Genomic DNA, 23,160 nt, shown 5'->3' with positions numbered 1-23,160 from the left:
AGTCGAAATGTCAAGCGGCCATAATTACTTTGAGGGAGTTTCCGGGATGGTCGAGAAAACGTCCACACCAAAAGAGAAGCAGATTGTGCCGATATCTGCGGCAGTTGCCGATGCTTCAAGCAACCAGAAAAATCAGTTGGGTTCGCGTAAAGGGAAAAGTCTCGAGGTTCCTTCGCACGGGCGATATGGCTACAGCGCGATCGTCAACCGGCCTGACTTCAACTGGCCCGACGGCAAGCGACTTGCCGTCTATATCGGTTTGAATCTTGAGCATTTTTCGTTCGGCGACGGACTGGGCGCGGAGTTGTGCCCCGGCGGTCCGCATCCGGATGTCCTGAATTATGCATGGCGCGACTACGGCAACCGTGTCGGTGTCTGGCGGCTAATCGATCTTTTCGACGAGCTGTCACTGCCCGTGTCTGTCCTCGCGAACAGCAGTATCTACCATTACTGCCCGGAAGTGATGGAGGCTTTTCGGAAGCGCGGCGCCGAGGTGGTCGGTCATGGGCGAACGAACTCCGAGCGGCAGGGCATACTGCTCGAAGCGGAAGAGCAGCAACTGATCGCCGAGTGCACTGCGGTGATTGCCGATTTCGAGGGGCGCCAGCCGGCGGGATGGCTCGGACCGTGGATCTCGCAGTCTCACCTCACGCCCGACCTGTTGGCCGAGGCCGGGTACGGATACCTGCTCGACTGGTGCATGGACGATCAGCCGATCTGGTTTTCAGCCCGCAATGGCGGAAGGATTCTTTCGGTGCCCTATCCGCAGGAATTGAACGACATTCCTTCGATCGTCGGGCGAAAGGACTCGGGCGAGCAGTTTGCCCAAATGATCGTCGACAACTTCGAGGAAATGCTGGAGCAGTCCACGAAGCAGTCTCTCGTGATGGGCATCGCGCTGCATCCTTATATTGTGGGGCAGCCGCATCGTTTGAGGCCACTGCGGCGCGCGTTGCAAACCATCGTTGCGAAGCGGCGCGACATCTGGATCACAACTCCGGGACGCATCGCCGATTACTGTCGCACGCTGCCAGAAGGAATCATCCAGTCGTGAGGAGGCGCAACCGCACAGCCGATCGACGATGCATGTGCTTGCTTACAGATTTGGGGACTTCAATTGACTGACATCGATACCCTGTTTCAAAACGCACGACTGCCCGATGGGCGAACGGTCGATATCGCCGTGAAGAACGGACAGATTTCTGCCATTGCAGCCGGTCTGCGCGTTGCGGCGCGTGAAAGTACTGATCTCAAGCGGCGCTTCGTGCTGCCGGGCCTGGTCGACGGTCATATCCATCTCGATAAGGGGTTCATCGGCGACGAATGGAAGCCGCATCGGCCGTGTACCGCAGGCTTCAATGTCCGCGAGCGGGTTGAGTTCGAGAAGCAGGCACTTGCCAAGGCGAAGCCGATTCCTGTCCGCGCCGCCGGTCTGATCGAGCTTTGCGTTTCGCAGGGTACGACCCACATGCGCAGCCATGTCGATATCGATCCGCAGATCGGATTGCGGAATCTCGAGCAGGTGGCGGCGGTCCGCGATGCGCATAGGGGCAAAGTGTCGATCCAGATCGTCGCCTTTCCGCAAAGCGGCATCGTGACTGCGCCCGGCACGCGCGAACTGCTCGACGAGGCCGTCCGCAATGGGGCCGATCTTGTCGGCGGTCTCGACCCCGCCGGCTTTGACGGTGACATCGCGGGACACCTCGATGCAATCTTCGATGTCGCGGAGCGTCATGGTGTCGGCATCGATATCCATCTGCACGACGGCGATCTGCTCGGTGTGTTCGAAATCGAGGAGATCGCGCGGCGCACGAAGGTGCTTGGCCTTGGAGGCAGGGTGACGATCAGTCACGCGTATGCGCTGGGACAGGTTCCGCGAGATATAGCGCTGCGGGCGGCAAATCGGCTTGCGGAAGCGGGGGTTTCGATTCTGACGAATGCGCCCGGCGCTCACGCATTTCCGCCGGTCCTGCTGCTTCACGAAGCCGGCGTGAATGTCTTCGCGGGCAACGATAACATCCGCGATTCCTGGTGGCCTTATGGCGATGGCGATCTGCTCGAACGGGCGATGATCGTGGGGTATCGTTCAGGTTTCAATACCGACGCGGAACTCGCGCTTGCGTTCGACATGGTGACGTCGCACGCGGCGCGAGCACTCGGTATCAAGGGGTATGGTCTTGTGGAAGGCGGGCCTGCGGATTTTCTGGTGATCGATGCGCAGCATGTTCAGGAAGCGGTTATCGCGCGGCCCAAACACCGTGACGTCTATAAAGCCGGTCGCCCGGTCGCCCGCAACGGCGTGACAGTCTCCGATGTACGTTGAAGCAAGCGCATTGGCCAATAGGCCGTCCACCCGGCGAGGACGGCCGATCTCGTCATTTGATTGCAGTTGCGGCGATGTGGTAGCTAGGACCCATATTGCCCGCAGAATGCAGTTTCAGAGGTCGAATGACCCCGCCGGTAACGGCAACTATGTTAAAGTCACCAAATGCTTTCAATGGTGTTGACCAGGTGCACGAATGAACGAGACGTCAGCAAAGAAGCAGCCCGCACGCAAGAAAGCCGCTGGGGGCAAGCGCAAACGGGATTCCGCCCTCACCAAGGAATCGATCCTGCAAGCTGCGACTTATGAATTCTGCCGCAACGGACTTGGCGGGGCACGCGTCGACGCGATTGCTCACCGCGCGAAGGCCAATATGCGCCTGCTGTATCACTACTTCGGCGACAAGGACGGGCTCTATCTGGCCGCTCTGGAGCATGTCTATACGGACATCCGCGCCGCCGAACAGCAGCTTAATCTCGACAGCCTCGACCCCGCGGAAGCCCTGCGCGAGCTGGTCGATTTTACGTTCACGTTCTTCCAGAATCACCAAGACTACATCGCGATGATCAACACGGAGAATCTGCAGCGCGGAAAGTATCTTCGCAAATCCCGCAAGATCGCCGCACTGACAATGCCGCTCGTATCCAACATCGAGAATATTCTACGGCGAGGCGCGGCGGCCGGCATTTTCCGCAGCGGCGTGGATCCGATCCAGCTCTACGTGACGATTACGGCGTTCAGTTATTTCCACGTATCGAACCGGCATACACTGTCGCTGATGTTCGACAAGGATCTGGGCGATGCAGGCTGGCTTGAAGACCGCCGCAGGCACGCTCACGACGTGATCATGGCGTGGCTGACGGTTCCCGATACCTTGCGCAAGGATGGTAAGAAGGTCTCCTCACCGAAACTTTCGCCGGTGCAGGGCAAAGCCCCTAATCTCGTCTGACCTTGTCCTGTTTACGCGCGCGGAAACAATTCGTTCCCGATCATGACGTTGTCGGTACGCGCAGCACGCTCTTCCCGTTTGACATAAAAGTAAGAATATTATTACTTATCTGAACTTCGGGGCATGGGGCGCCTGAGAGCCGGATATGTCAGTAACAGGTTGCATAGAGACTTCTGTGTCACGGCCGGGTACCCGGCCGTTGCCTGCCATTCGCGAAATGGGGCTGCTCGCGGAGAAGGCGCTGCGGAGCGACAGCGAAGGGCGGGTTGTCGCTGTTTTCGAGAGCTCGTTTTATGCCGTGCTTGGTGGCCAATGGATTTGTGTTGGCCTTCCGCATCTTGGCTCTGGTCCGCTGCATGTCCTGTGCGAACGTCGATCGCTTTGCTGGCCAGCGATATACGCTGCCGTTTCGGTGGATCGTTCAACTCTCTGTATCGACAACAGGCCATTGGCGACGTTCGGCGATGCATCGATTTGGAGGCCGGTGTCGGCAGTATGCTGGACGCTTGCAGGATTGCAGCGCGGACTTGGCGCCGTTGATCAATCTTTTCTTGTGGGGGTGGCGGAGGAGGGATTGGCGTCTGCGGGTTGTGCGCAGCGTCACGAAAAGCTCACGCCGCTTGTCGCGGTCGCCGCGCCGGGAATAGCTGCTCTCGATCGCGTCATCACGAATGCGCTCGATGGACGTGCTCCTCTGCCGGCGGAACGCGCGGAACTGGTAACACTGATCGGTCTCGGACCGGGTCTGACGCCGTCCGGTGACGATCTGCTCGGAGGCGCGCTCATCGCGCTGGCGGCACTCGATCTGCCGAAAGTGCGGGACCTGCTGTGGAGCGCCGTCCGCGCGCATCTTGACCGTACCAACGACATCAGCGCGACACATCTGCGGACCGCGGCGCTGGGTTACGGAGCCGCGGCGATGCATGCTGCAATTCACACGACGATAAGCGGGGACATCAATCGTGTGGCGCCGGCTTTGGCCGCGGTATCGGCGATAGGTCACAGTTCGGGCAGGGACGGCTTTGCCGGCGCGTTGATTGCACTGCGGGCTATTGAGCGGCACTTCGCCCGCGATGAGCCGCGGCCTCCGTCTTTCAATCGCATTTAGCAGCACCGCATCCGATCTCCCAACTTAACTGCTCCGGGTGCATGCCCGGAGCAGTTCTTTCTCTGCGGTGCAGTGCCTTTTCTCGTCGATGGTTTCTGGCGCTGCGATCGCGCGCCGACTGGATGGGCGCTCGCTCAAGGCTCTTGACGGTATATAAGTAAAAACATTATTACTTATTTTTGCGTGCGGAGCGTTCCGATGTTGCAGACGAAAAGAAGCTATCGAGGCATGGTGACGGCGCCGCATCATCTTGCGGCCCAGGCCGGTCTTTCCGTTCTGTCCGATGGCGGCAATGCGATCGAGGCAATGATTGCCTCCGCTGCGGCAATCGCCGTGGTCTATCCGCACATGAACGGCCTCGGCGGCGATAGCTTCTGGCTGATCGGCAAGCCGGGATCGGCGCCGATCGGAATTCAGGCGTGCGGGCGTTCCGCGATGGCTGCCGATCGCAATTGGTATCGGGAGCGTGGGTGCACGGCCATTCCCGGGCGCGGTCCATTGGCGGCGTTGACTGTTGCGGGCACCGTTGACGGCTGGGAGAAGGCGCAAAATCTCAGCCGCCGGCAGCATGGCGGACGATTGCCAATGTCGCGTCTTTTGCAGGATGCGATCCGCTACGCATGGGAAGGTGTGCCGGTTCCGCAAACACTCCACGAGAACATCAAGAAGAAGCGCCCGGAGCTGCAGGACGTACCGGGCTTCGCTGATGTCTATTTGCCGAACGGTGCTCCACTCGCTGTCGGTTCAAAGCTGCGGCAGCCTCGCGTCGCGGACACCCTCGCGCGCCTGTCGCAAGCGGGCCTGTCGGATTTCTATCGCGGTGATCTCGCCCGTTCGATGGCCGCCGATCTTCAAAAGGCCGGCAGCCCGCTTCGTCTGCCCGATCTCGAGCGTCATCAGGCCACTCTGGTAACACCGCTGTCGCTCGATGTGACTGGCCATAAGGTTTTCAATATGCCACCGCCGACGCAGGGTCTCGCGTCGCTGCTGATCCTTGGACTTTACGCCCGGAGGATTGCCAACGAGGCGGACGGCATTGATTATCTCCATCGCCTGGTCGAATGCACCAAGGCAGCATTTCGTGTCCGCAATCGGCATGTGACGGATCCCGACTATATGGAACGTGCCGCGGTGGACTTCCTGACGGAGGAATCCCTCGCGGCCCTCGACAAGACTGTTGCGACAGATCGCGCTGCTCCGTGGCCCGATCCGTCAAAGCATGGCGACACGGTTTGGCTCGCTGCGACCGATCGCAGCGGTTTGAGCGTCAGCTTCATTCAGAGCATTTACTGGGAGTTCGGCTCGGGTGTCGTTCTTCCTCAGAGTGGCGTGACCTGGCAAAATCGCGGAACAAGCTTCGGCCTCGGTGAGAACGATACAAACCGGTTGGAGCCGTCGCGGCTTCCCTTCCACACCATCCAGCCTGCGATGGCGGAGCTGAGCGATGGCCGTCTGATGTCCTACGGCACGATGGGCGGTGAAGGACAACCTCAAACGCAGGCCGCAATTTTTTCGCGCTATGTGCTGCACGGCCAGGATCTCCAGTCGACGGTCACCGCTCCGCGCTGGCTGCTTGGCCGAACGTGGGGTGAGGAGAACAACAATCTGAAAATCGAATCCCGTTTCGACCCCGGAACGATCGAGGCGATGCGCAGTCTTGGGCATGATGTGCAGGTTGTGAGGCCGTTCGAGGAATTCATGGGGCACGCAGGTGCAATCGTGTGGCATCCGGACGGATTGCTCGAAGGTGCAAGCGATCCCCGCAGCGACGGTGTGGTTGCTGCGCGATAGCTGCGACGGGACGGCGCCGCCACACCGATTTGCCGAGATGTAGTCGCGTGGAACAATCGCGCGGCGTCTTGATGCTTATCATCGCTAAACCGCGTCAAGCGGCGTGCAGTGCATTTCGCCGCTGCCGCTTTCATTCGGATCATGATCTTCAGTGTCTCAATTCAGTGTTTTGGCATCGGCAATTGACAAAGTAAGAATTTTCTTACTAATCTTGAAGCGTCGATAAAGAGTGAAGGAATGACGTCCATGGCAACTGAGAAAGATGCGCCGTATCAGGCTCTGCTGACGGGCGACGTAAAGGTCGTGAACGTCGGCCTTGAAGGCTTCGTGAAAGATCTGCGCGACTGCGACATCGAGGTCATCCATGTCGACTGGTCGCCGCCGGCCGGTGGTGATCCTGAGATGGCTGCGTTGCTCGCGAAGCTCGGCGTGTGAGGAGGCGTTCATGAAATTAATAGAAGAAGCAAACAAGCAGGCTCTGGCGCGCATTCTGGAAGGCGAGCCGAAGCTGATCGACATCGTTCCGGCGCGGGAGGTGTTGAAGGGATTGAAGGATCGGATGGTTCTTCATGCCGGGCCGCCGATCACATGGGACAAGATGTGCGGTCCGATGCGGGGCGCGGTCGCCGGCGCAATTGTCTTTGAAGGCTGGGCGCCAGATCTCGAGGCTGCCACCAAACTCGCCGCCAGCGGCGGTATCGAATTTCATCCGAACCATCATTTCGGCGCGGTCGGTCCGATGACCGGCATGACGACGGTGTCGATGCCGTTGTTTGTTGTCGAGAACACCAGGTTTGGTAATCGCGCCTATTGTGCGATCAACGAGGGACTTGGGAAGGTGATGCGCTTTGGCGGCAATGACGCGAGTGTGCTCGCGCGACTTGCCTGGCTGCGCGACGTATTCGGACCGGTCCTTGCCAGGGCCATTCGGGCGCGCGGCGGCATTGAGCTCAAGTCGATCATCGCGCGCGGCCTCTCGATGGGCGATGAGATGCACCAGCGCAATCTCGCCTGCTCAAGCGTGTTTCTGCGGGAGGTGGGGCCGTCGCTGGCGCGGACCTCGACCGACAACGAAGTTCTGGCCGATTGCATCGCCTTCATTGCGCAGAACGATCAGTTCTTTCTCAACATCGCGATGGCCATGGGCAAGGCGATGACCGATCCGGCGAAGGGCATTCGCGGTTCGACCATCGTCACCGCCATGTGCCGCAACGGCACCGACTTCGGTGTGCGTGTCAGCGGCCTCGGCGACCAGTGGTTCACCGCGCCTGTCGAAATGCCGGAGGGTCTCTACTTCGCTGGTTACTCTGAGAAGGACGCTAATCCCGACATGGGCGACTCCGCCATTGTCGAGACCATCGGTCTTGGCGGTTTCGCCATGGCTGCGTCGCCCGCAGTCGCCGGATTCATCGGCGCGGGTGCGCCGTCGTCAGCGGGAAATTTCACCCGTGCGATGGGTGAAATCACGGCAGGCCAAAATCCTGAGTGGACAATCGCAGCGCTCGACTTCGCCGGCGTTCCTACCGGAATCGATGTGCGCCTGGTGGTCGAAACCGGGCTGGCCCCGGTCATCAATACCGGCATCGCACATCGAGAGCCCGGGATCGGGCAGGTGGGCGCCGGCGTGGTGAAGGCGCCGATGGCCTGCTTCCAGCAAGCTGTCCGGGCCATTGCGAAAGATCTGGGGGTATCATGAGCGCATTCGTTCTGAATGAAATTCGAAAAGGTTTCTATCTGGATTCTGTCGCGCTGATGCGGCTGTCGCGTGAGATCGCGTCGGCGCCCGGCATTCTCGAAGCTGCGTTGATGATGGGGACGCCGTCGAATGTTGCCATCATGCGTAACGCTGGACTTCTAGACGGTGATGTCGCTGCACTGGGCAACGATCTCATCCTTGCGGTCAAGGCCGAGAGTGAGCAGGCCGCACGGGCCGCACTCGGCGACGCGCTCAAGGCGCTCGATAAGCCAAAGACCCGGAGTGCTGGAGAGGCCGCATGGCGGCCGCGCAGCATTGGCGCGGCGGTCAAGTCCACGCCTGATGCCAATCTGGCGCTGATTTCCGTTCCCGGTGAATTCGCCGCGGCCGAAGCGCGCAAGGCGCTGAACCGCGGGCTTCATGTGCTGATGTTCAGTGACAACGTCTCGATCGCGGACGAACTGTCGCTCAAGCAGCATGCGCGCGAGTTGGGCCTGCTGATGATGGGGCCGGATTGCGGCACGGCCGTCATCGGCGGTGCGCCGCTGGCGTTCGCCAACAAGCTGAAGCGCGGCAAGATCGGTATCATCGGCGCGTCCGGAACCGGCACGCAGGAAGTCTCGTGTCTGATCTCCGAGGCAGGTGAGGGCATCTCGCACGCGATCGGCGTAGGCGGACGCGACCTGAAGAAGGAAATCGGCGGCATCACAACGCTGATGGCGATGGATGCGCTGGATGCTGATCCGGAGACGGATCGCGTGGTTCTGATTTCCAAACCGCCGCATCCGGATGTTGCGAAGGTTGTGATCGCGCGCATTGCAAAAAGTCCAAAGCCCTATACGGTGTGCTTCATCGGTGCAGCTTCAGCCGCCGATCTGCCGCCGAATGCGAAATTTGCGCGCACCCTGAAAGATGCAGCGGAGCTCGCGCTCGGAGGCCGGACCATCGGCGGCAACTTCAATGTCACGAAGCTTGCCACGCGCTTGCCCCGGCGCAGGGGGGAACGCCGGATCGAGGGTCTGTTTGCCGGAGGGACACTCTGCGCCGAAGCGCAGGTGATCCTCGGAGCCGGCGGACGCAAGGTGGCCTCGAATGCCGCGATTCCGAATGTTCCCTATCTCGATGCGCCGGAGAGCGCTGGCCGGGATCGGATCATCGATCTCGGCGCGGACGAATACACCCAGGGCCGGCCGCATCCCATGATTGATCCGTCGGTGCGCGACGACGCCTTGCGTGCGGCACTGATCGATCCGGAGGTCGCGGTGATTCTCGTCGATCTCGTGATCGGTTACGGCGCGCATGCCGACCCCGCATCGCATCTGGCGGAGATCGTAGCCAACCGGCCTGACAGTGCCCCCATCATCGTCGCTTCGGTGACCGGCACGGAGCTTGACCGGCAGGTGCGCTCCGCGCAGGTCCGGCGTCTGGAGGACGCGGGCATTATGGTCGCGCCGTCGAACGCGCAGGCATGCGAACTCGTGCTGGCTCTTGCGGCCAATGACATGAAGGTGAGCCGTTATGCGAACTCTTAATGAAGTTCCACGCCGTCTTGTAATCGCCATCGGTGGCAATGCGGTTCATCCGGAAGACATCAGTGGCACCTCCGAAGAGCAAAAGTCCGTTGCGCAGCAGACCGCGGAGGCGCTGTTGCCGCTGGCGCAGATCGACAATGAATTGGTGATCACGCACGGCAATGGCCCCGTGGTCGGCAAGATCATGATGCGTCAGATGCTGACCATGAGCCGCATTCCGCCGATGTCGATGGACATCTGCGTGGCGCACAGTCAGGGCGGCATCGGCTATCTCCTGATGCAGGCGATCGAGAACGCCTTGCGGGAACAGGGCAATCAGCGGCACGTTGCAAGTCTCCTGACCCAGGTGGAAGTCGATGCCGACGATCCCGCCTTCGGCAACCCGACCAAGTTTGTCGGTCCGTTCTTCACGGAAGAGGAAGCCAAGAACATCAGTAAGGAACTGAACTGGGCAATGCGCGAGGATTCCGGTCGCGGCTGGCGTCATGTTGTGCCGTCACCGAAACCAAAACACGTCTGCGATATTTCGCTGGTCGATGCGCTGGTCAAGCGCGGCACCATCGTTATTGCCGGCGGCGGGGGTGGCATGCCGGTGATCCGCGATGCGAAGGGCGTGCGTACCGGCGTGCCTGCGGTTATCGACAAGGATCTGACGTCGGCACACATCGCCAATGTGCTCGATATCGACGAATTGCTGATCCTGACGGCGGTGCCGCGTGTCGCCATCAATTTCGGCAAGCCGAACCAGAAGGAGCTTACGGAGGTCACGCTCGACGAAATCAAGGCCTATCACCGGGAAGGACATTTTCCGCCGGGCAGCATGGGTCCGAAAGTCGATGCGGCAATCCGCTTTCTGGAAGGCGGCGGCAAGCGCGCCATCATCAGTCACCTTGATCACGCGATGCCTGCGCTTCGCGGCGAGACCGGAACGCATATCGTTCGGAACCCATAACCGCTTTCGTACTCACAAGAGGAAAGCTTCGCCGACTGGGAGAAAAGAATCGTAGCTCACTCCGGCATGGACTCAATGATCGCGCTTGGACGCATGACGGGAGCGCATGATCCGCGCAGCGACGGGCGAGCACTCGGGATGTAACCGGTCTCAAGCGTTTCCGCTGTGGACGACGGAGTCGCAGCGGAAACGCTTCGGTGATTGGTTCTACGGCTTGTCGCGCCCCCACGGGAGCAGAGAAGCAGGAAAATCGGCCGCGTAGCGCCGTCCTTTCGGCGGGTGGGGCGGTTCCTGGTATGGATTTGGATCCGGCTCGAGCACCTTGCGATAAAGATGCCACGTGGCATGACCGAGTACGGGCAGAACAACGGCGAGACCGAGGAACAGCGGAATCGATCCGATTACCAGCAGCGCCGCGACAATCAGACCCCACGTCGCCATTGCAACGGGATTCTTCGCCACGACCCGCAGAGAGGTCCGGATGGCATCGATCGTATTCGCATGCCGGTCAAGCATCAGCGGAAACGCCACGACACTGATGCACAAAGCGATGACAGCGAACAGAAAGCCGACGCTGCATCCCACGACCATCAGCTGCAGCCCTTCCTTGGTCGAGAAAATGCGTGAGGCGAAATCGGGAATGCTTGCAGCAGGAGTGTTGCCGAAGATGGCAACGTAAATGGAATCTGCGGTGGTGACCCAGACAACGAAAAGAATGAGCAGGATCACGCCAAGTCCGAGCATGGCTCCGAAAGACGGTGATCGCAGCACGGCAAATGCATCCCATGCGGAAGGCTCTTCCCCGCGCTCGCGCCGGCGGCTGAGCTCATAGAGCCCAAGCGCGGCGAAGGGACCGATCAGTGCGAAGCCCGCCGCGAGCGGGAACAGCAGCGGCAACACCGAATAGCCGAGCACTGTCCTTGCGATCACAAGTCCGAGCACCGGATAGATCACGCACAGAATAACCGCGTGGCTTGGGATCGCCTTGAAGTCTTCCCAGCCCAGCCGCAAGGCCTCGAGCAGATCGGAGGTTCCGATGTCGCGAACGACAGGGACGGCAGCGCCGGAAGACGCGTCTGGTACAACTTGTGGAATGTTGTCTGAATACGGTGTGGCCATGGCCGCAATCTCCCATGCGTTCGCACCGGCGAGATTGGGCGTCTTTTTCAAGCGACGTTCAATCGCCTTCGTGCGCAGAAATGGCGACCAGATGAGACGGCCAAGTTCACGAAAGAGCTATGCCGGGCAAACCGGGTCGCGACCTGTGGAGCAAGTATAGCGCAACCAGACAAGAATAGCACGCGCTGTTAGATCCATTGTGCATCTGCAAAATTTTTGAAGGCAAGGTGAGAAGACGTTACGCGCTTCTGTGTTCCCGATTGCATTGCGGCATTGTGCGACGGCACAGCACTCAACAAGCATCATCCGTTCGCATGAGCCGGTCTATTGACAATCAAGCCCGGCGAGGAACATCCTCTAGTGGTAATGCCCATAGTTCAATGACACCTGCGATCGCAGCATCTTCGCTGAATTGAACCCGACCGGCATACTTGCTCTTTAAACTGCTGATGTCGGTTTCGATGTTGCGACCGGTTAAGGGGGCAAGGCGGCCAGCATTGCGATGGCTATCTTGATGCATGCCATCCCGTGTCGACATGAGCCGTGCCCCTTAAGTCTTGTCCGTAGCCTCTAGAGGCAAGGATGAACAAGGCATGGCTGTAGCACTCATACTGCTTTTGGTCGCGATCGCTTCCGTGCTGTTCCACCTCTGGAGTCCGTGGTGGTGGACGCCGATTGCTTCAAACTGGAGCTACATCGACGACACCATCACGATGACGTTCTGGATCACCGGAGCGGTGTTCTTCGCGGTGATCGCGTTTATGGCCTATTGCGTCTTCCGCTTTCATCACAAGGAGGGAAGGCGGGCAGCCTACGAGCCGGAAAACAAGAAGCTCGAATTGTGGCTCACGATAGGAACCGCCATCGGCGTCGGCGCAATGCTCGCCCCCGGTCTGGTGGTCTGGCACCAGTTCGTCACCGTTCCGGCCAACGCCACTGAAATTGAGGTCATGGGCCAGCAATGGCGGTGGAGCTACCGCCTTCCGGGGAAGGATGGCCGGCTTGGCACAACTGATGCCCGCAACATCAGCGCCGAAAATCCCCTTGGACTGAATCCAAACGACCCGAACGGACAGGATGACGTCGTGATTGAAAACGGCGATCTGCATCTGCCTGTCGGGAAACCGGTGAAGGTATTGCTGCGCTCGATCGACGTCCTGCATGATTTCTACGTGCCTGAGTTCCGGTCGAAGATGGACATGGTGCCCGGCTCCGTTACCTATTTCTGGTTCACTCCAACACGAACCGGGACGTTTGAGGTCCTCTGCGCAGAGCTGTGCGGCATCGCGCACGCGCAAATGCGAAGCAAGGTTATTGTTCAGGAAGAGAAGGACTATCACGCGTGGCTTGAGAAGCAGCAGACGTTTGCGGAGCTATCCGGTGAGCGCAACATCATGAAGGCAATTTTCAAGACAGGCAGTGAATGAAAAATACTGATGAAGAGGCGCCGCACCTCGTGAGGCTAACTCCTCTCGGATGAGTGGAAGACCAAGGAGGACATTTCGATGGTTGATGTCCCGTCTGACGTGCTCGCAGGAATTCCGCCTGCTGAAGTGGGTGAGGTCGATCTTTATCATCCGCATAGCTGGTGGACCAAATACGTCTTCTCGCAGGATGCGAAAGTCATCGCGATCCAGTACTCGCTCACCGCGATGGCCATCGGCATGGTCGCGCTGGTGCTCTCGTGGCTGATGCGGCTGCAACTTGGATTCCCCGGTACCTTTTCATTCATCGATCCAAGCCAGTATCTCCAGTTCATCACCATGCACGGCATGATCATGGTGATCTATCTTCTCACGGCGCTGTTTCTCGGAGGTTTCGGAAACTACCTCATCCCGTTGATGGTCGGCGCGCGCGACATGGTTTTCCCGTACGCCAATATGCTGAGCTACTGGATTTACCTGCTTGCCGTGCTGGTGCTGGTGGCGACCTTCTTCGTGCCCGGTGGACCGACCGGCGCCGGATGGACGCTCTATCCGCCGCAGGCAGTTCTCTCCGGAACGCCAGGACAGGAGGCCGGCATCATCATGATGCTGCTGTCACTGGTTCTGTTCATCATCGGCTTCACCATGGGCGGCCTGAACTACGTGGTGACAGTACTGCAGGCCCGCACGCGCGGGATGACGCTGATGCGGATGCCGCTGACGGTGTGGGGAATTTTCACAGCGACCGTGATGGCGCTGCTCGCTTTTCCCGCTCTGTTCGTCGCCTCGGTGATGATGCTTCTTGACCGGCTTCTCGGCACCAGCTTCTTCATGCCCACGCTGGTGGAAATGGGCCAGCAGATGAAGTACTCCGGCGGGAGCCCGCTGTTGTTCCAGCATCTGTTCTGGTTCTTCGGTCATCCCGAGGTCTATATCGTCGCGCTGCCGGCTTTCGGGATCGTCTCCGATCTCATCAGCACCCACGCACGCAAGAACATTTTTGGCTATCGCATGATGGTGTGGGCGATCGTCGGAATCGGCGCGCTGAGCTTCGTGGTGTGGGCGCACCACATGTATGTCAGCGGCATGAATCCGAAATTCGGCTTCTTCTTTGCGACGACGACGCTGATCATCGCGGTGCCGACTGCGATCAAGGTCTACAACTGGGTCCTGACCCTGTGGCGCGGCGACATTCATCTCACCATCCCGATGCTGTTCGCGCTCGCGTTCATTGTCACCTTCGTCAACGGCGGCTTGACCGGCCTCTTTCTCGGTAACGTCGTTGTGGATGTTCCGTTGTCCGACACGATGTTCGTCGTCGCACATTTTCACATGGTGATGGGCATTGCGCCGATCATGGTCGTGTTCGGTGCGATCTATCACTGGTACCCGAAAGTCACCGGGCGGATGCTGAACGAGTCGCTCGGGCGTTTTCACTTCTGGGTGACGTTCATTGGTGCCTACGCAGTCTTCTTCCCGATGCACTATCTCGGGCTGCTAGGTATGCCGCGCCGCTATCATGACATTGGCGATACGGCATTCGTCCCGGCATCCGCCCACGATCTGAACGCATTCATGAGCATCGCAGCCTTGATCGTGGGATTCGCCCAGCTTGTGTTCGTGTTCAATCTCTTCTGGAGCCTGCGCAAGGGGAAAGAGGCTGGCGGCAATCCGTGGCGGGCGACCACGCTGGAATGGCAAACGCCTGAAACTCCGCCGGCGCATGGCAACTGGGGCAAGGAACTCCCCGTCGTCTATCGCTGGGCCTACGATTACAGCGTGCCCGGTGCTGCGCAGGATTTCATTCCGCAGAATGAGCCACCGGCTGCTCTTGCACTGAAGGGGACGCATCCGTGACAGCAATTGTCCTGTTCATGGCTGGAATCGCGGCCATTGCGGGATGGTGGCTCTCGCAGCAGCGCCTTGCCGCCAAGCCATGGCTTGAGGAGGGCGTCATCGGCGATTTTCCCGATGGGAGCGTTTCGTCGCTGCCGCCCGCGAAGATTGGACTGGGTGTGTTTCTGGCGGTCGTCGGATCGTTGTTTGCCCTCTTCATCAGTGCGTACTCCATGCGCATGGAGCTGATTGACTGGCGGTCGATGCCGGTACCGAAGCTGTTGTGGTTCAACACCGGCGTTTTGATCGTAAGCAGCGCAGCACTTCAATGGGCGCAAGTCGCGGCGCGCCGGGATGACGGTGACAATGTGCTTATCGGCTTGCTCGCAGGAGGCGTCTCTGCCGTCGTTTTTGTGATTGGCCAGTTGCTGGCGTGGCAACAACTCAACGTAGCCGGTTATTTTTTGACGGCTAACCCGGCCAATGCCTTCTTCTATCTCATCACCGCGGTTCACGGACTGCATGTGCTGGGCGGCCTCGCGGCGCTGGGCAGGACCATCGCCAAGGCATGGCGCGGCGTTGAGGTCTCGCGGCTCCGCTTGAGCGTCGAACTGTGCACCATGTACTGGCACTTCCTGCTTCTGGTTTGGCTGATCCTGCTTGCGTTGTTGACTGGCTGGGCGGACGATTTCGCCGCCATCTGCCGCCAACTGCTGACTTGAGGAGATTGGACCGATGGCGGAGACTGTGCTGACAAACACCGGACAATCCCACACACGGGCTAAGGGCTGGCGAGGCATTGCGGCCGACTGGTCGTCAGATCAGCGGGCGTTCAAGAATGTCTCGTGGGGCAAGGCCATGATGTGGATCTTTCTCCTCAGCGACACCTTCATTTTCGGCTGTTTTCTGCTGTCCTATATGACGGCGCGGATGTCGACGACGGTGCCTTGGCCGAACCCCAGTGAAGTATTCGCGCTCGAGATCGCCGGACATCATATGCCGCTGATCCTGATCGCCATCATGACCTTCGTGCTCATCAGCAGCAGCGGAACCATGGCGATGGCCGTCAACTGCGGCTATCGGCGCGACCGCCGCAAGACTGCGATCCTGATGCTGGTGACGGCTGCATTCGGCGCGACGTTCGTCGGCATGCAGGCCTTTGAGTGGACAAAGCTGATCATGGAGGGTGTCCGGCCATGGGAGAATCCGTGGGGGGCGGCGCAGTTCGGCTCATGCTTCTTCATGATTACGGGTTTCCACGGAACGCACGTCACCATCGGCGTGATTTTCCTGATCATCATCGCGCGAAAAGTCTGGCGAGGGGATTTCGACACCGAGCGGCGCGGCTTTTTCACGAGCCGGAAGGGACATTACGAGATCGTCGAAATCACCGGACTCTATTGGCATTTCGTCGATCTGGTGTGGGTCTTCATTTTTGCGTTTTTCTATTTGTGGTGAGGTGACACATGGCTGAAGTCACGATGAACGGAGTTTCTCATGCGGCACCTGCTGCAGCACCGGCTGTTGCACATGCCGAGGGACAGCAGCATCCGATCAAGCTGTACCTCGTGGTCTGGGCATGGCTGTTTGTGCTGAGCGCCTGCTCTTATCTCGTCGATTATTTCGGCGTTCACGGATATCTACGCTGGTCGCTGATCCTGCTGTTCATGATTCTGAAGGCAGGTTTGATTGTGGCGGTCTTCATGCACATGGCCTGGGAGCGCCTGGCGCTGAGTTATGCCATCCTGCTGCCGCCGCTGGTGTTGCTGGTGTTCGTGGGCATCATGGTTCTGGAGTCGGACTACACGTTTTTGACCCGGATCGTGTTCTTCAGGTCAGGGGCGTGAGACTGGCGGGGGCCTCGTACGTACGGAGGACTGCCATGACGACATATATCATGCTGGCGAACTGGACCGACAAAGGCGTGCAGGCCGTGAAGGACTCGCCGCGCCGTCTGGATGCGGCGAAGAAGGCGCTCAAGGATATGGACGGCGAGTTCAAATCATTTTTCCTGACCATGGGACAATATGACATCGTCGCGGTTTACGAAGCTCCGGACGATGCGGTTGCTGCGCGTTTCAACCTGCAACTTGGAATGATGGGAAATATCAGGACGCGCACATTGAAGGCGTTCCCCGAAGCAGCTTACCGGGAAATCATCAATTCGCTGGGCTAACCCGCCAACAGCGCGCTCGTTTCAGATTTGGTTTTCTCAGCCGTTCTGTTTGTCAGACATGGAGTGGTCGCATGCGCATTTTCGTTCTCGTCGTAGGAGCAGGGCTTCTCTTGGTTGTTCCCGCGGCCGCCCAGGATGCGGCCGCAGGCGAGAAGGTTTTTGCTCAGTGCAGGGCTTGCCACCAGATCGGCGAAAGCGCGAAAAACGCCGTCGGGCCCGTGCTCAACGGACTGTTCGGGCGCAAAGCCGGGAGTATCGAAGGCTTCAACTACTCGGCGGCGAACAAGAACTCCGGCCTCACCTGGGATGAAGCGACCTTCCGGGACTACATCAAGGATCCAAAAGCCAAGATTCCGGGCACCAAGATGATTTTCCCGGGCCTGAAAGATCCAAAGCAGATTGACGATGTCGTCGCCTACCTCAAGCAGTTCGATTCCAAAGGAAAGAAAGCGGAGGCAGTTCCATCGGGGATCAGGCAGGCGAGCCTGAAATGAAGTGCTGTCCTGGTAGCTCTCTAGTTTCGCCGAGCGGGTCCAACGGTCTGCGTGCCGGGGGGCAGGAAGGTGTTCCTGCGTCCATGATTGCCCTTGCCGGGGCATGCAGATCGGCGTTGGAGCCCTTACTCGGTGCGGCGGTTGGCGCAGCAGATATCCTGCCGCCAATCATATCCACGCACTGTCACACTCGGCTGCTTAGATGGGAAGCGGGTAAACATGAGTGGTATCCATCGCTCTTCCGAAATAGATGATTTTATATTCATCTAATAAATCAATGACTTGGTCGTGTGTTACTGAGTGGTAAACGCTGTCACACCGCTGTCATGTGGATTTCATAAAAAGTGCAGGCTCGGCCTTCTAAGAAGGCGGCCTCGAAGCGCGATAACGATCTCGAACGGTCAGGCGCTTTGTTCACACGATGGAGAGACCCAGTGAATTTCATTAAAAAAGCGATCGTCGCTGCCGGCCTTGTCGCCGCATCGACCTCGGCCTTTGCTGCCGACATCACCGGCGCGGGTGCGACGTTCCCGTTCCCCGTCTACTCGAAGTGGGCTGACGCTTACAAGAAAGAGACCGGCAACGGTCTGAACTACCAGTCGATCGGTTCCGGCGCCGGAATCAAGCAGATTCAGGCCAAGACCGTGACCTTCGGCGCGACCGACGCGCCTCTCAAGGCTGAACAGCTTGAGAAGGATGGCCTCATTCAGTGGCCGATGGTGATGGGCGCGATCGTGCCTGTCGTGAACCTCGAAGGCATCAAGCCGGGCGAACTGGTGCTCTCCGGCGAACTGCTGGGCGACATCTATCTCGGCAAGGTCACCAAGTGGAACGACCCCGCAATCGCCAAGCTGAACCCGAAGCTGACGCTGCCGACCGATGCCATCACCGTGGTGCGCCGTTCGGACGGTTCGGGAACGACCTTCAACTTCACCGACTATCTGTCCAAGGCCAGCCCTGAGTGGAAGGCCAAGGTTGGTCAGGGGACCGCTGTTGAATGGCCCACCGGCGTCGGCGCCAAGGGCAACGAAGGCGTAGCCGGCAACGTCGGCCAGACCAAGAACTCGATCGGTTATGTCGAGTATGCCTATGCCAAGCAGAACAAGCTGACCTACACTGCGATGATCAACAAAGCCGGCAAGACCGTTCAGCCGACCGTTGCTGCGTTCCAGGCGGCGGCTTCCAATGCTGATTGGGCCAAGGCTCCGGGCTACTACGTGATCCTGACCGACCAGCCGGGCGAAGCTTCGTGGCCGATCACCGCCGCAACCTTCATCCTGATGCACAAGACCCCGGTCGACAAGGCTGCCTCTGCGGAAGCGATCAAGTTCTTCAAGTGGTCGTTCGAGAAGGGCGCCAAGATGGCTGAAGAGCTCGACTACATCCCGATGCCTGAGCCGGTGGTCAAGCTGATTGAAAAGACCTGGTCGGCTGACATCAAGAGCTAAGCAAATGTTCCGGAGGAGAGGCTTGCCTCTCCTCCGTTTTCTTGGACTACCGCTGGCGTAACGACGTGTGCGGCCGGCAACTATGTAAGTGAATGGGACAGGGGACTAGCGTGGCAGAGATGGCGGTTCAGAGCACCTCAATGGAAGCAGCCGGACCTTACGATCGCGCAAAAGCTCTGAGCGCATTCAAGTTCGGCGACAAGGCATTCTACTGGACCACCAGGGTCTGCGCGATCGCCGTCTTGCTTATTCTCGGTGGCATTATTCTATCGCTGATCGCAGGCGCATGGCCCGCGATGAAGGAATACGGGTTTGCATTCCTCTGGACGCAGCGCTGGGCGCCGTCCGCTGATCCTCCGGTTCTGGGCGCGCTTGGCCCGATCTACGGCACGCTGATAACCTCGGTGATCGCGATGATTATCGCCATCCCGGTCGGTATCGGTATCGCGATCTTCCTGACCGAGCTTTGCCCGCAGTGGCTGCGCCGTCCGATCGGCATCGCCGTCGAACTGCTCGCAGGCATTCCGTCGATCATCTACGGCATGTGGGGCTTCTTCGTACTTGGCCCATTCCTGGCAAACTCATTCCAGCCTTTCATGATCCGGCTGTTTGACGGTGTGCCCGTCCTCGGCACGATTTTCGCGGGGCCGCCGTCCTACCTCAGCCTGTTCAATGCCGCGCTGATTCTGGCCATCATGGTGCTGCCCTTCATCACCGCGATTTCCGTCGACGTGTTCAAGACGGTGCCGCCAGTGCTGAAGGAGGCGGCCTATGGTGTCGGCTGCACCACCTGGGAAGTCGTCCGCAACGTCGTGATCCCTTATACCAAGGTCGGCGTGATCGGCGGCATCATGCTCGCACTCGGCCGCGCGCTCGGCGAGACGATGGCGGTGACATTCATTATCGGAAACTCGTTCCGGATATCCTCATCGGTCTTTGCTCCGGGCACGACAATTTCAGCGGCCATCGCCAGCGAATTTGCCGAAAGCGACGGTCTGCATCAGTCCGGTCTCATTCTGCTTGGCTTGCTGTTGTTCGTGCTGACGTTCTTCGTGCTCGCAGCAGCGCGGCTGATGCTGATGCGTCTTGAAAAGAAGGCGGGGAACTAAGTCATGAACCCGATCTATGCCTCTCGCCGCCGCTGGGACATCGTCATCCGGTTCTTGTGCCTTGGCGCAGCTGTTTTCGGCGTGACCTGGCTCGCGCTGATCCTGTTCACACTGTTCTACAACGGCTTTGCTGGCCTGCATCTCGGTGTCTTCACCGAGAATACGCCGCCGCCCGGATCCACCGACGGCGGATTGCTGAACGCCATCGTCGGCTCGATCATCATGACGGTGCTTGGCGTCGGCATCGGCGCGCCGATCGGATTGTTCGCCGGCACTTATCTCGCCGAATACGGCAAACACGACCGCCTGACCTCGGTGATCCGCTTCATCAACGACATCCTGTTGAGCGCGCCATCGATCATCATTGGTTTGTTCGTGTATGGTGCGGTCGTTGTACCGATGGGCGGCTTCTCGGCGCTGGCCGGCACGCTGGCGCTTGCGGTGATCGTGATCCCGGTCGTGGTGCGCACCACCGAAGACATGCTTGGTCTCGTGCCCAATCCGCTGCGTGAAGCAGCATCTGCACTCGGTCTTCCGCGTTCGCTCGTCATTAAGCGTATCGCTTATCGCGCTGCGCGCGCCGGCCTCATCACCGGCGTCCTGCTGGCGACGGCACGCGTTGCTGGCGAAACCGCCCCGCTGCTGTTCACCGCGCTAAGCAACCAGTTCTTCAGTCTCGATCTGACCAAGACGATGGCGAACCTGCCGGTCACCATCAACAACTTCGTCCAAAGCCCCTACGACTACTGGAAACAGCTCGCATGGACCGGGGCTTTGCTTATCACCTTGACCGTACTTGCCCTTAACATTGGCGCGCGCATTCTCGGCGCCGAGAGGACATCGAAATGAACGAGCAGCTTTCTGTCAGCGTAGATCTTTCCCGCAGCCCCGTACCGGGTGGTATTGGCCGGCTTGATGCGCGGCCCAAGGTGACCGCGCGAGATCTGAATTTCTATTATGGCGAGCACCACGCCCTGAAGAGCATCAATCTTGTTCTCGGCGAGAACCGCGTGACCGCCTTCATCGGTCCGTCAGGCTGTGGCAAGTCGACATTGCTGCGCATCTTCAATCGCATGTATGACCTTTATCCCGGTCAGCGAGCGGTCGGCCAGTTGATGCTGGACTCGACCAATATTCTCGATCCGAAACTGGACCTGAATTTGCTGCGCGCCAGGATCGGTATGGTGTTCCAGAAGCCGACCCCGTTCCCGATGACGATCTATGAGAATATCGCGTTCGGTATCCGGCTCTATGAAAAGATTTCGAAGTCCGAAATGGACGGCCGCGTCGAGGCCGCGTTGAAGGGCGGCGCGCTCTGGAACGAGGTCAAGGACAAGCTGAACGCCAGCGGCCTCAGTCTGTCCGGCGGCCAGCAGCAGCGCCTGTGCATCGCACGCACTGTCGCCGTCCGTCCTGAGGTCATCCTGTTCGACGAACCTTGCTCGGCGCTCGATCCGATCTCGACCGCCAAGGTCGAAGAACTGATCCAGGAACTCAAGGAGGACTACACGATCGCCATCGTGACGCATAATATGCAGCAGGCGGCGCGTGTGTCTGACAAGACAGCGTTCATGTATCTTGGTGAGCTGGTCGAGTTCGACGATACCAACAAGATATTCACTTCGCCGACCGACCGGCGCACACAAGATTACATCACCGGCCGCTTCGGCTGACGCGCATTCGCGGGAGAAAACATATCATGGCTTCAGATCATACCGCCAAAGCGTTCGACGACGACCTTCAGGAACTCAACCGGCTCGTGGCCGAGATGGGCGGACTGGCAGAACGGCAGATCGTCGATTCCGTCGATGCGTTGATCCGGCGCGACGTCGCGCTGGGCAAGCGCGTTGTCGCGGCCGACCTCGAGATCGATAAACTGCAGCACTTGATCGAGGAACGCGCGGTGCTGACGATCGCTCGCCGCCAGCCGATGGCGGTCGATCTGCGTGAAATCGTCAGTTCGATGCGCGTTGCCACCGATCTGGAGCGCATCGGCGACCTGTCGAAGAACATCGGCAAGCGCGTCGCAGCGCTCGACAGCGATTTCCATCCGCTGAAGCTGATCCGTGGCCTTGAACACATGACCGACCTCGTTCAGTCGCAAGTCAAGTCGGTGCTCGATGCATATGCGGCGCACGATCTGCCTGCCGCGATGACCGTCTGGAAGGGCGACGAAGAGGTCGATGCAATCTGCACGTCCCTGTTCCGCGAGCTTCTGACCTATATGATGGAAGACCCGCGCAATATCGGTTTCTGTATTCACTTGATGTTCTGCGCCAAGAATATTGAACGGATCGGCGACCATGCGACCAACATCGCCGAGACGGTTTTCTACATGATCGAAGGCCAGCAGATGCTCGATCAGCGCCCGAAGGGCGACATGACGAACTTTGCAACGGCCGCGTCAGGCAGTTAATTTGTAAGACGAACTAAAGGACTTGAAATGAGCGCCCGAATTCTTGTGGTCGAGGACGAAGAGGCGTTGACCACGCTGCTTCGCTACAACCTGGATGCCGAGGGCTACGACGTCGAGACGGTTGCCCGCGGCGACGATGCGGACACCCGGCTCAAGGAACATGTTCCCGATCTCATCGTGCTCGACTGGATGCTTCCAGGCCTGTCCGGGATCGAGCTTTGCCGCCGGTTGCGTGCACGACCCGAGACCAAGCAGATTCCGATTATCATGCTGACCGCGCGCGGCGAGGAAAGCGAAAGGGTGAGGGGCCTTGCGACCGGAGCGGACGACTATATCGTCAAACCGTTCTCGGTGCCGGAACTGCTGGCGCGTGTGAAGGGTCTGCTGCGGCGCGCAAGTCCCGAACGCCTCGCGACCGTTCTCGCCTTTGGCGACATCGAACTAGATCGTGACCGGCGGCGCGTTGCCCGTTCTGGCCGCCCGATCGACTTGGGCCCGACCGAATACCGGCTTCTGGAGTTCTTCCTGGAACACCCGGGGCGTGTGTTCAGCCGCGAGCAGCTGCTCGATGGCGTGTGGGGCCGTGACATCTATATCGACGAGCGCACGGTGGACGTACACATCGGCCGTCTCAGGAAGCTGCTGAATCTTGGGCGCGAGTCGGATCCGATCCGCACGGTTCGTGGCGCGGGCTACGCGCTTGACGATCGCTTCGCCAAGGCTGATTCGCAAAACTGAGTCGCAAGTTGCCTGACCTTCACCTCGCATAAGCAGGGTGTTGGTCATC

General features: G+C 59.3%; 24 protein-coding genes. 22 read left to right on the top strand and 2 right to left on the bottom strand.

Annotated features, from left to right (window positions below; all coding sequences use genetic code 11):
- Window positions 1–46: 46 nt before the first annotated feature.
- From AC1RM7_RS17815 to arcC, 9 genes are all read left to right on the top strand, one after another.
- Window positions 47–1,054, top strand: coding sequence for a polysaccharide deacetylase family protein (locus tag AC1RM7_RS17815; RefSeq protein WP_024921445.1), 1,008 nt, complete (start codon window positions 47–49; stop codon window positions 1,052–1,054).
- 63 nt (window positions 1,055–1,117) lie between these two features.
- Window positions 1,118–2,323 (top strand): amidohydrolase family protein, encoded by a 1,206-nt coding sequence (locus tag AC1RM7_RS17810; protein WP_024921446.1) that lies wholly within the window; start codon window positions 1,118–1,120, stop codon window positions 2,321–2,323.
- A gap of 196 nt (window positions 2,324–2,519) precedes the next feature.
- Window positions 2,520–3,272, top strand: a complete 753-nt coding sequence (locus tag AC1RM7_RS17805) for a TetR/AcrR family transcriptional regulator (protein WP_006019418.1) — start codon at window positions 2,520–2,522, stop codon at window positions 3,270–3,272.
- 574 nt (window positions 3,273–3,846) lie between these two features.
- Entirely contained in the window at window positions 3,847–4,380 is a 534-nt protein-coding gene (locus AC1RM7_RS17800) for an oxamate carbamoyltransferase subunit AllH family protein (RefSeq protein ID WP_244434503.1), read from the top strand.
- 198 nt (window positions 4,381–4,578) lie between these two features.
- Complete coding sequence (locus AC1RM7_RS17795; RefSeq protein WP_024921448.1) at window positions 4,579–6,171, top strand: gamma-glutamyltransferase family protein; 1,593 nt, start codon at window positions 4,579–4,581, stop codon at window positions 6,169–6,171.
- Window positions 6,172–6,417: 246 nt separating this feature from the next.
- The gene (locus AC1RM7_RS17790; RefSeq protein ID WP_034460878.1) at window positions 6,418–6,606 is read left to right on the top strand and encodes a hypothetical protein; all 189 of its coding nucleotides are present in this window, start codon (window positions 6,418–6,420) and stop codon (window positions 6,604–6,606) included.
- Between the two features lie 10 nt (window positions 6,607–6,616).
- The gene (locus AC1RM7_RS17785; protein ID WP_006019422.1) at window positions 6,617–7,867 is read left to right on the top strand and encodes a YlbE family protein; all 1,251 of its coding nucleotides are present in this window, start codon (window positions 6,617–6,619) and stop codon (window positions 7,865–7,867) included.
- On the top strand, window positions 7,864–9,399 hold the full coding sequence (fdrA, locus tag AC1RM7_RS17780; RefSeq protein ID WP_024921450.1) for an acyl-CoA synthetase FdrA: 1,536 nt from the start codon (window positions 7,864–7,866) through the stop codon (window positions 9,397–9,399). Before AC1RM7_RS17785 ends, fdrA begins: the two co-directional genes overlap by 4 nt.
- Entirely contained in the window at window positions 9,386–10,351 is a 966-nt protein-coding gene (gene arcC, locus AC1RM7_RS17775; protein ID WP_006019424.1) for a carbamate kinase, read from the top strand. The genes fdrA and arcC overlap by 14 nt, the downstream gene beginning before the upstream one ends.
- Before the next feature lie 207 nt (window positions 10,352–10,558).
- Here the strand turns inward: arcC and AC1RM7_RS17770 are convergent, their stop codons facing one another.
- Together AC1RM7_RS17770 and AC1RM7_RS17765 are read right to left on the bottom strand one after the other, a co-directional pair.
- Window positions 10,559–11,470, bottom strand: a complete 912-nt coding sequence (locus tag AC1RM7_RS17770) for a DUF2189 domain-containing protein (RefSeq protein WP_006019425.1) — start codon at window positions 11,468–11,470, stop codon at window positions 10,559–10,561.
- Between the two features lie 334 nt (window positions 11,471–11,804).
- On the bottom strand, window positions 11,805–12,008 hold the full coding sequence (locus tag AC1RM7_RS17765) for a hypothetical protein (RefSeq protein WP_152544201.1): 204 nt from the start codon (window positions 12,006–12,008) through the stop codon (window positions 11,805–11,807).
- Between the two features lie 55 nt (window positions 12,009–12,063).
- Between AC1RM7_RS17765 and coxB the strand changes: the two genes are divergently transcribed.
- The 13 genes from coxB to phoB all read left to right on the top strand — a co-directional run bounded on the left by coxB (window position 12,064) and on the right by phoB (window position 23,111).
- The gene (coxB, locus tag AC1RM7_RS17760) at window positions 12,064–12,897 is read left to right on the top strand and encodes a cytochrome c oxidase subunit II (RefSeq protein WP_024921451.1); all 834 of its coding nucleotides are present in this window, start codon (window positions 12,064–12,066) and stop codon (window positions 12,895–12,897) included.
- 78 nt (window positions 12,898–12,975) lie between these two features.
- The gene (gene ctaD, locus AC1RM7_RS17755) at window positions 12,976–14,751 is read left to right on the top strand and encodes a cytochrome c oxidase subunit I (RefSeq protein WP_006019427.1); all 1,776 of its coding nucleotides are present in this window, start codon (window positions 12,976–12,978) and stop codon (window positions 14,749–14,751) included.
- Window positions 14,748–15,452, top strand: a complete 705-nt coding sequence (locus tag AC1RM7_RS17750; protein ID WP_024921452.1) for a cytochrome c oxidase subunit 3 — start codon at window positions 14,748–14,750, stop codon at window positions 15,450–15,452. Before ctaD ends, AC1RM7_RS17750 begins: the two co-directional genes overlap by 4 nt.
- 13 nt (window positions 15,453–15,465) lie before the next feature.
- A complete protein-coding gene (locus tag AC1RM7_RS17745) occupies window positions 15,466–16,188 on the top strand; it encodes a heme-copper oxidase subunit III family protein (RefSeq protein WP_024921453.1) in 723 nt (240 codons plus the stop codon).
- Between the two features lie 8 nt (window positions 16,189–16,196).
- Window positions 16,197–16,577, top strand: a complete 381-nt coding sequence (locus AC1RM7_RS17740; RefSeq protein ID WP_024921454.1) for a cytochrome C oxidase subunit IV family protein — start codon at window positions 16,197–16,199, stop codon at window positions 16,575–16,577.
- Between the two features lie 35 nt (window positions 16,578–16,612).
- Window positions 16,613–16,906, top strand: coding sequence for a GYD domain-containing protein (locus AC1RM7_RS17735; RefSeq protein WP_024575842.1), 294 nt, complete (start codon window positions 16,613–16,615; stop codon window positions 16,904–16,906).
- Window positions 16,907–16,977: 71 nt separating this feature from the next.
- A complete protein-coding gene (locus AC1RM7_RS17730) occupies window positions 16,978–17,400 on the top strand; it encodes a c-type cytochrome (protein WP_024921455.1) in 423 nt (140 codons plus the stop codon).
- 434 nt (window positions 17,401–17,834) lie between these two features.
- The gene (pstS, locus tag AC1RM7_RS17725) at window positions 17,835–18,848 is read left to right on the top strand and encodes a phosphate ABC transporter substrate-binding protein PstS (RefSeq protein ID WP_006019433.1); all 1,014 of its coding nucleotides are present in this window, start codon (window positions 17,835–17,837) and stop codon (window positions 18,846–18,848) included.
- Window positions 18,849–18,958: 110 nt separating this feature from the next.
- Window positions 18,959–19,957 (top strand): phosphate ABC transporter permease subunit PstC, encoded by a 999-nt coding sequence (gene pstC / locus AC1RM7_RS17720; RefSeq protein WP_024921456.1) that lies wholly within the window; start codon window positions 18,959–18,961, stop codon window positions 19,955–19,957.
- A gap of 3 nt (window positions 19,958–19,960) precedes the next feature.
- Complete coding sequence (gene pstA / locus AC1RM7_RS17715; RefSeq protein WP_024921457.1) at window positions 19,961–20,806, top strand: phosphate ABC transporter permease PstA; 846 nt, start codon at window positions 19,961–19,963, stop codon at window positions 20,804–20,806.
- Entirely contained in the window at window positions 20,803–21,630 is an 828-nt protein-coding gene (pstB, locus tag AC1RM7_RS17710) for a phosphate ABC transporter ATP-binding protein PstB (protein WP_006019436.1), read from the top strand. The genes pstA and pstB overlap by 4 nt, the downstream gene beginning before the upstream one ends.
- 26 nt (window positions 21,631–21,656) lie before the next feature.
- Window positions 21,657–22,373, top strand: a complete 717-nt coding sequence (gene phoU, locus AC1RM7_RS17705) for a phosphate signaling complex protein PhoU (RefSeq protein WP_006019437.1) — start codon at window positions 21,657–21,659, stop codon at window positions 22,371–22,373.
- Between the two features lie 27 nt (window positions 22,374–22,400).
- Window positions 22,401–23,111: a phosphate regulon transcriptional regulator PhoB gene (phoB, locus tag AC1RM7_RS17700; protein WP_006019438.1), complete on the top strand. Its 711-nt coding sequence runs from the start codon at window positions 22,401–22,403 to the stop codon at window positions 23,109–23,111.
- The last annotated feature ends 49 nt before the right edge of the window (window positions 23,112–23,160 follow it).

This window comes from Afipia sp. GW822-FHT03D08, assembly GCF_058801645.1.
This window is presented reverse-complemented; position numbering and strand designations above follow the sequence as displayed.

What these genes read in the sequence shown, in the direction of transcription:
- AC1RM7_RS17815 (WP_024921445.1), top strand. Translation starts at nt 47, where the DNA reads ATGGTCGAGAAAACGTCCACACCAAAAGAGAAGCAGATTGTGCCGATA.
- AC1RM7_RS17805 (WP_006019418.1), top strand. Translation starts at nt 2,520, where the DNA reads ATGAACGAGACGTCAGCAAAGAAGCAGCCCGCACGCAAGAAAGCCGCT.
- AC1RM7_RS17795 (WP_024921448.1), top strand. Translation starts at nt 4,579, where the DNA reads ATGTTGCAGACGAAAAGAAGCTATCGAGGCATGGTGACGGCGCCGCAT.
- AC1RM7_RS17790 (WP_034460878.1), top strand. Translation starts at nt 6,418, where the DNA reads ATGGCAACTGAGAAAGATGCGCCGTATCAGGCTCTGCTGACGGGCGAC.
- AC1RM7_RS17785 (WP_006019422.1), top strand. Translation starts at nt 6,617, where the DNA reads ATGAAATTAATAGAAGAAGCAAACAAGCAGGCTCTGGCGCGCATTCTG.
- fdrA (WP_024921450.1), top strand. Translation starts at nt 7,864, where the DNA reads ATGAGCGCATTCGTTCTGAATGAAATTCGAAAAGGTTTCTATCTGGAT.
- arcC (WP_006019424.1), top strand. Translation starts at nt 9,386, where the DNA reads ATGCGAACTCTTAATGAAGTTCCACGCCGTCTTGTAATCGCCATCGGT.
- AC1RM7_RS17770 (WP_006019425.1), bottom strand. Translation starts at nt 11,470, where the DNA reads ATGGCCACACCGTATTCAGACAACATTCCACAAGTTGTACCAGACGCG.
- AC1RM7_RS17765 (WP_152544201.1), bottom strand. Translation starts at nt 12,008, where the DNA reads ATGTCGACACGGGATGGCATGCATCAAGATAGCCATCGCAATGCTGGC.
- coxB (WP_024921451.1), top strand. Translation starts at nt 12,064, where the DNA reads ATGGCTGTAGCACTCATACTGCTTTTGGTCGCGATCGCTTCCGTGCTG.
- ctaD (WP_006019427.1), top strand. Translation starts at nt 12,976, where the DNA reads ATGGTTGATGTCCCGTCTGACGTGCTCGCAGGAATTCCGCCTGCTGAA.
- AC1RM7_RS17745 (WP_024921453.1), top strand. Translation starts at nt 15,466, where the DNA reads ATGGCGGAGACTGTGCTGACAAACACCGGACAATCCCACACACGGGCT.
- AC1RM7_RS17740 (WP_024921454.1), top strand. Translation starts at nt 16,197, where the DNA reads ATGGCTGAAGTCACGATGAACGGAGTTTCTCATGCGGCACCTGCTGCA.
- AC1RM7_RS17735 (WP_024575842.1), top strand. Translation starts at nt 16,613, where the DNA reads ATGACGACATATATCATGCTGGCGAACTGGACCGACAAAGGCGTGCAG.
- AC1RM7_RS17730 (WP_024921455.1), top strand. Translation starts at nt 16,978, where the DNA reads ATGCGCATTTTCGTTCTCGTCGTAGGAGCAGGGCTTCTCTTGGTTGTT.
- pstA (WP_024921457.1), top strand. Translation starts at nt 19,961, where the DNA reads ATGAACCCGATCTATGCCTCTCGCCGCCGCTGGGACATCGTCATCCGG.
- pstB (WP_006019436.1), top strand. Translation starts at nt 20,803, where the DNA reads ATGAACGAGCAGCTTTCTGTCAGCGTAGATCTTTCCCGCAGCCCCGTA.
- phoU (WP_006019437.1), top strand. Translation starts at nt 21,657, where the DNA reads ATGGCTTCAGATCATACCGCCAAAGCGTTCGACGACGACCTTCAGGAA.
- phoB (WP_006019438.1), top strand. Translation starts at nt 22,401, where the DNA reads ATGAGCGCCCGAATTCTTGTGGTCGAGGACGAAGAGGCGTTGACCACG.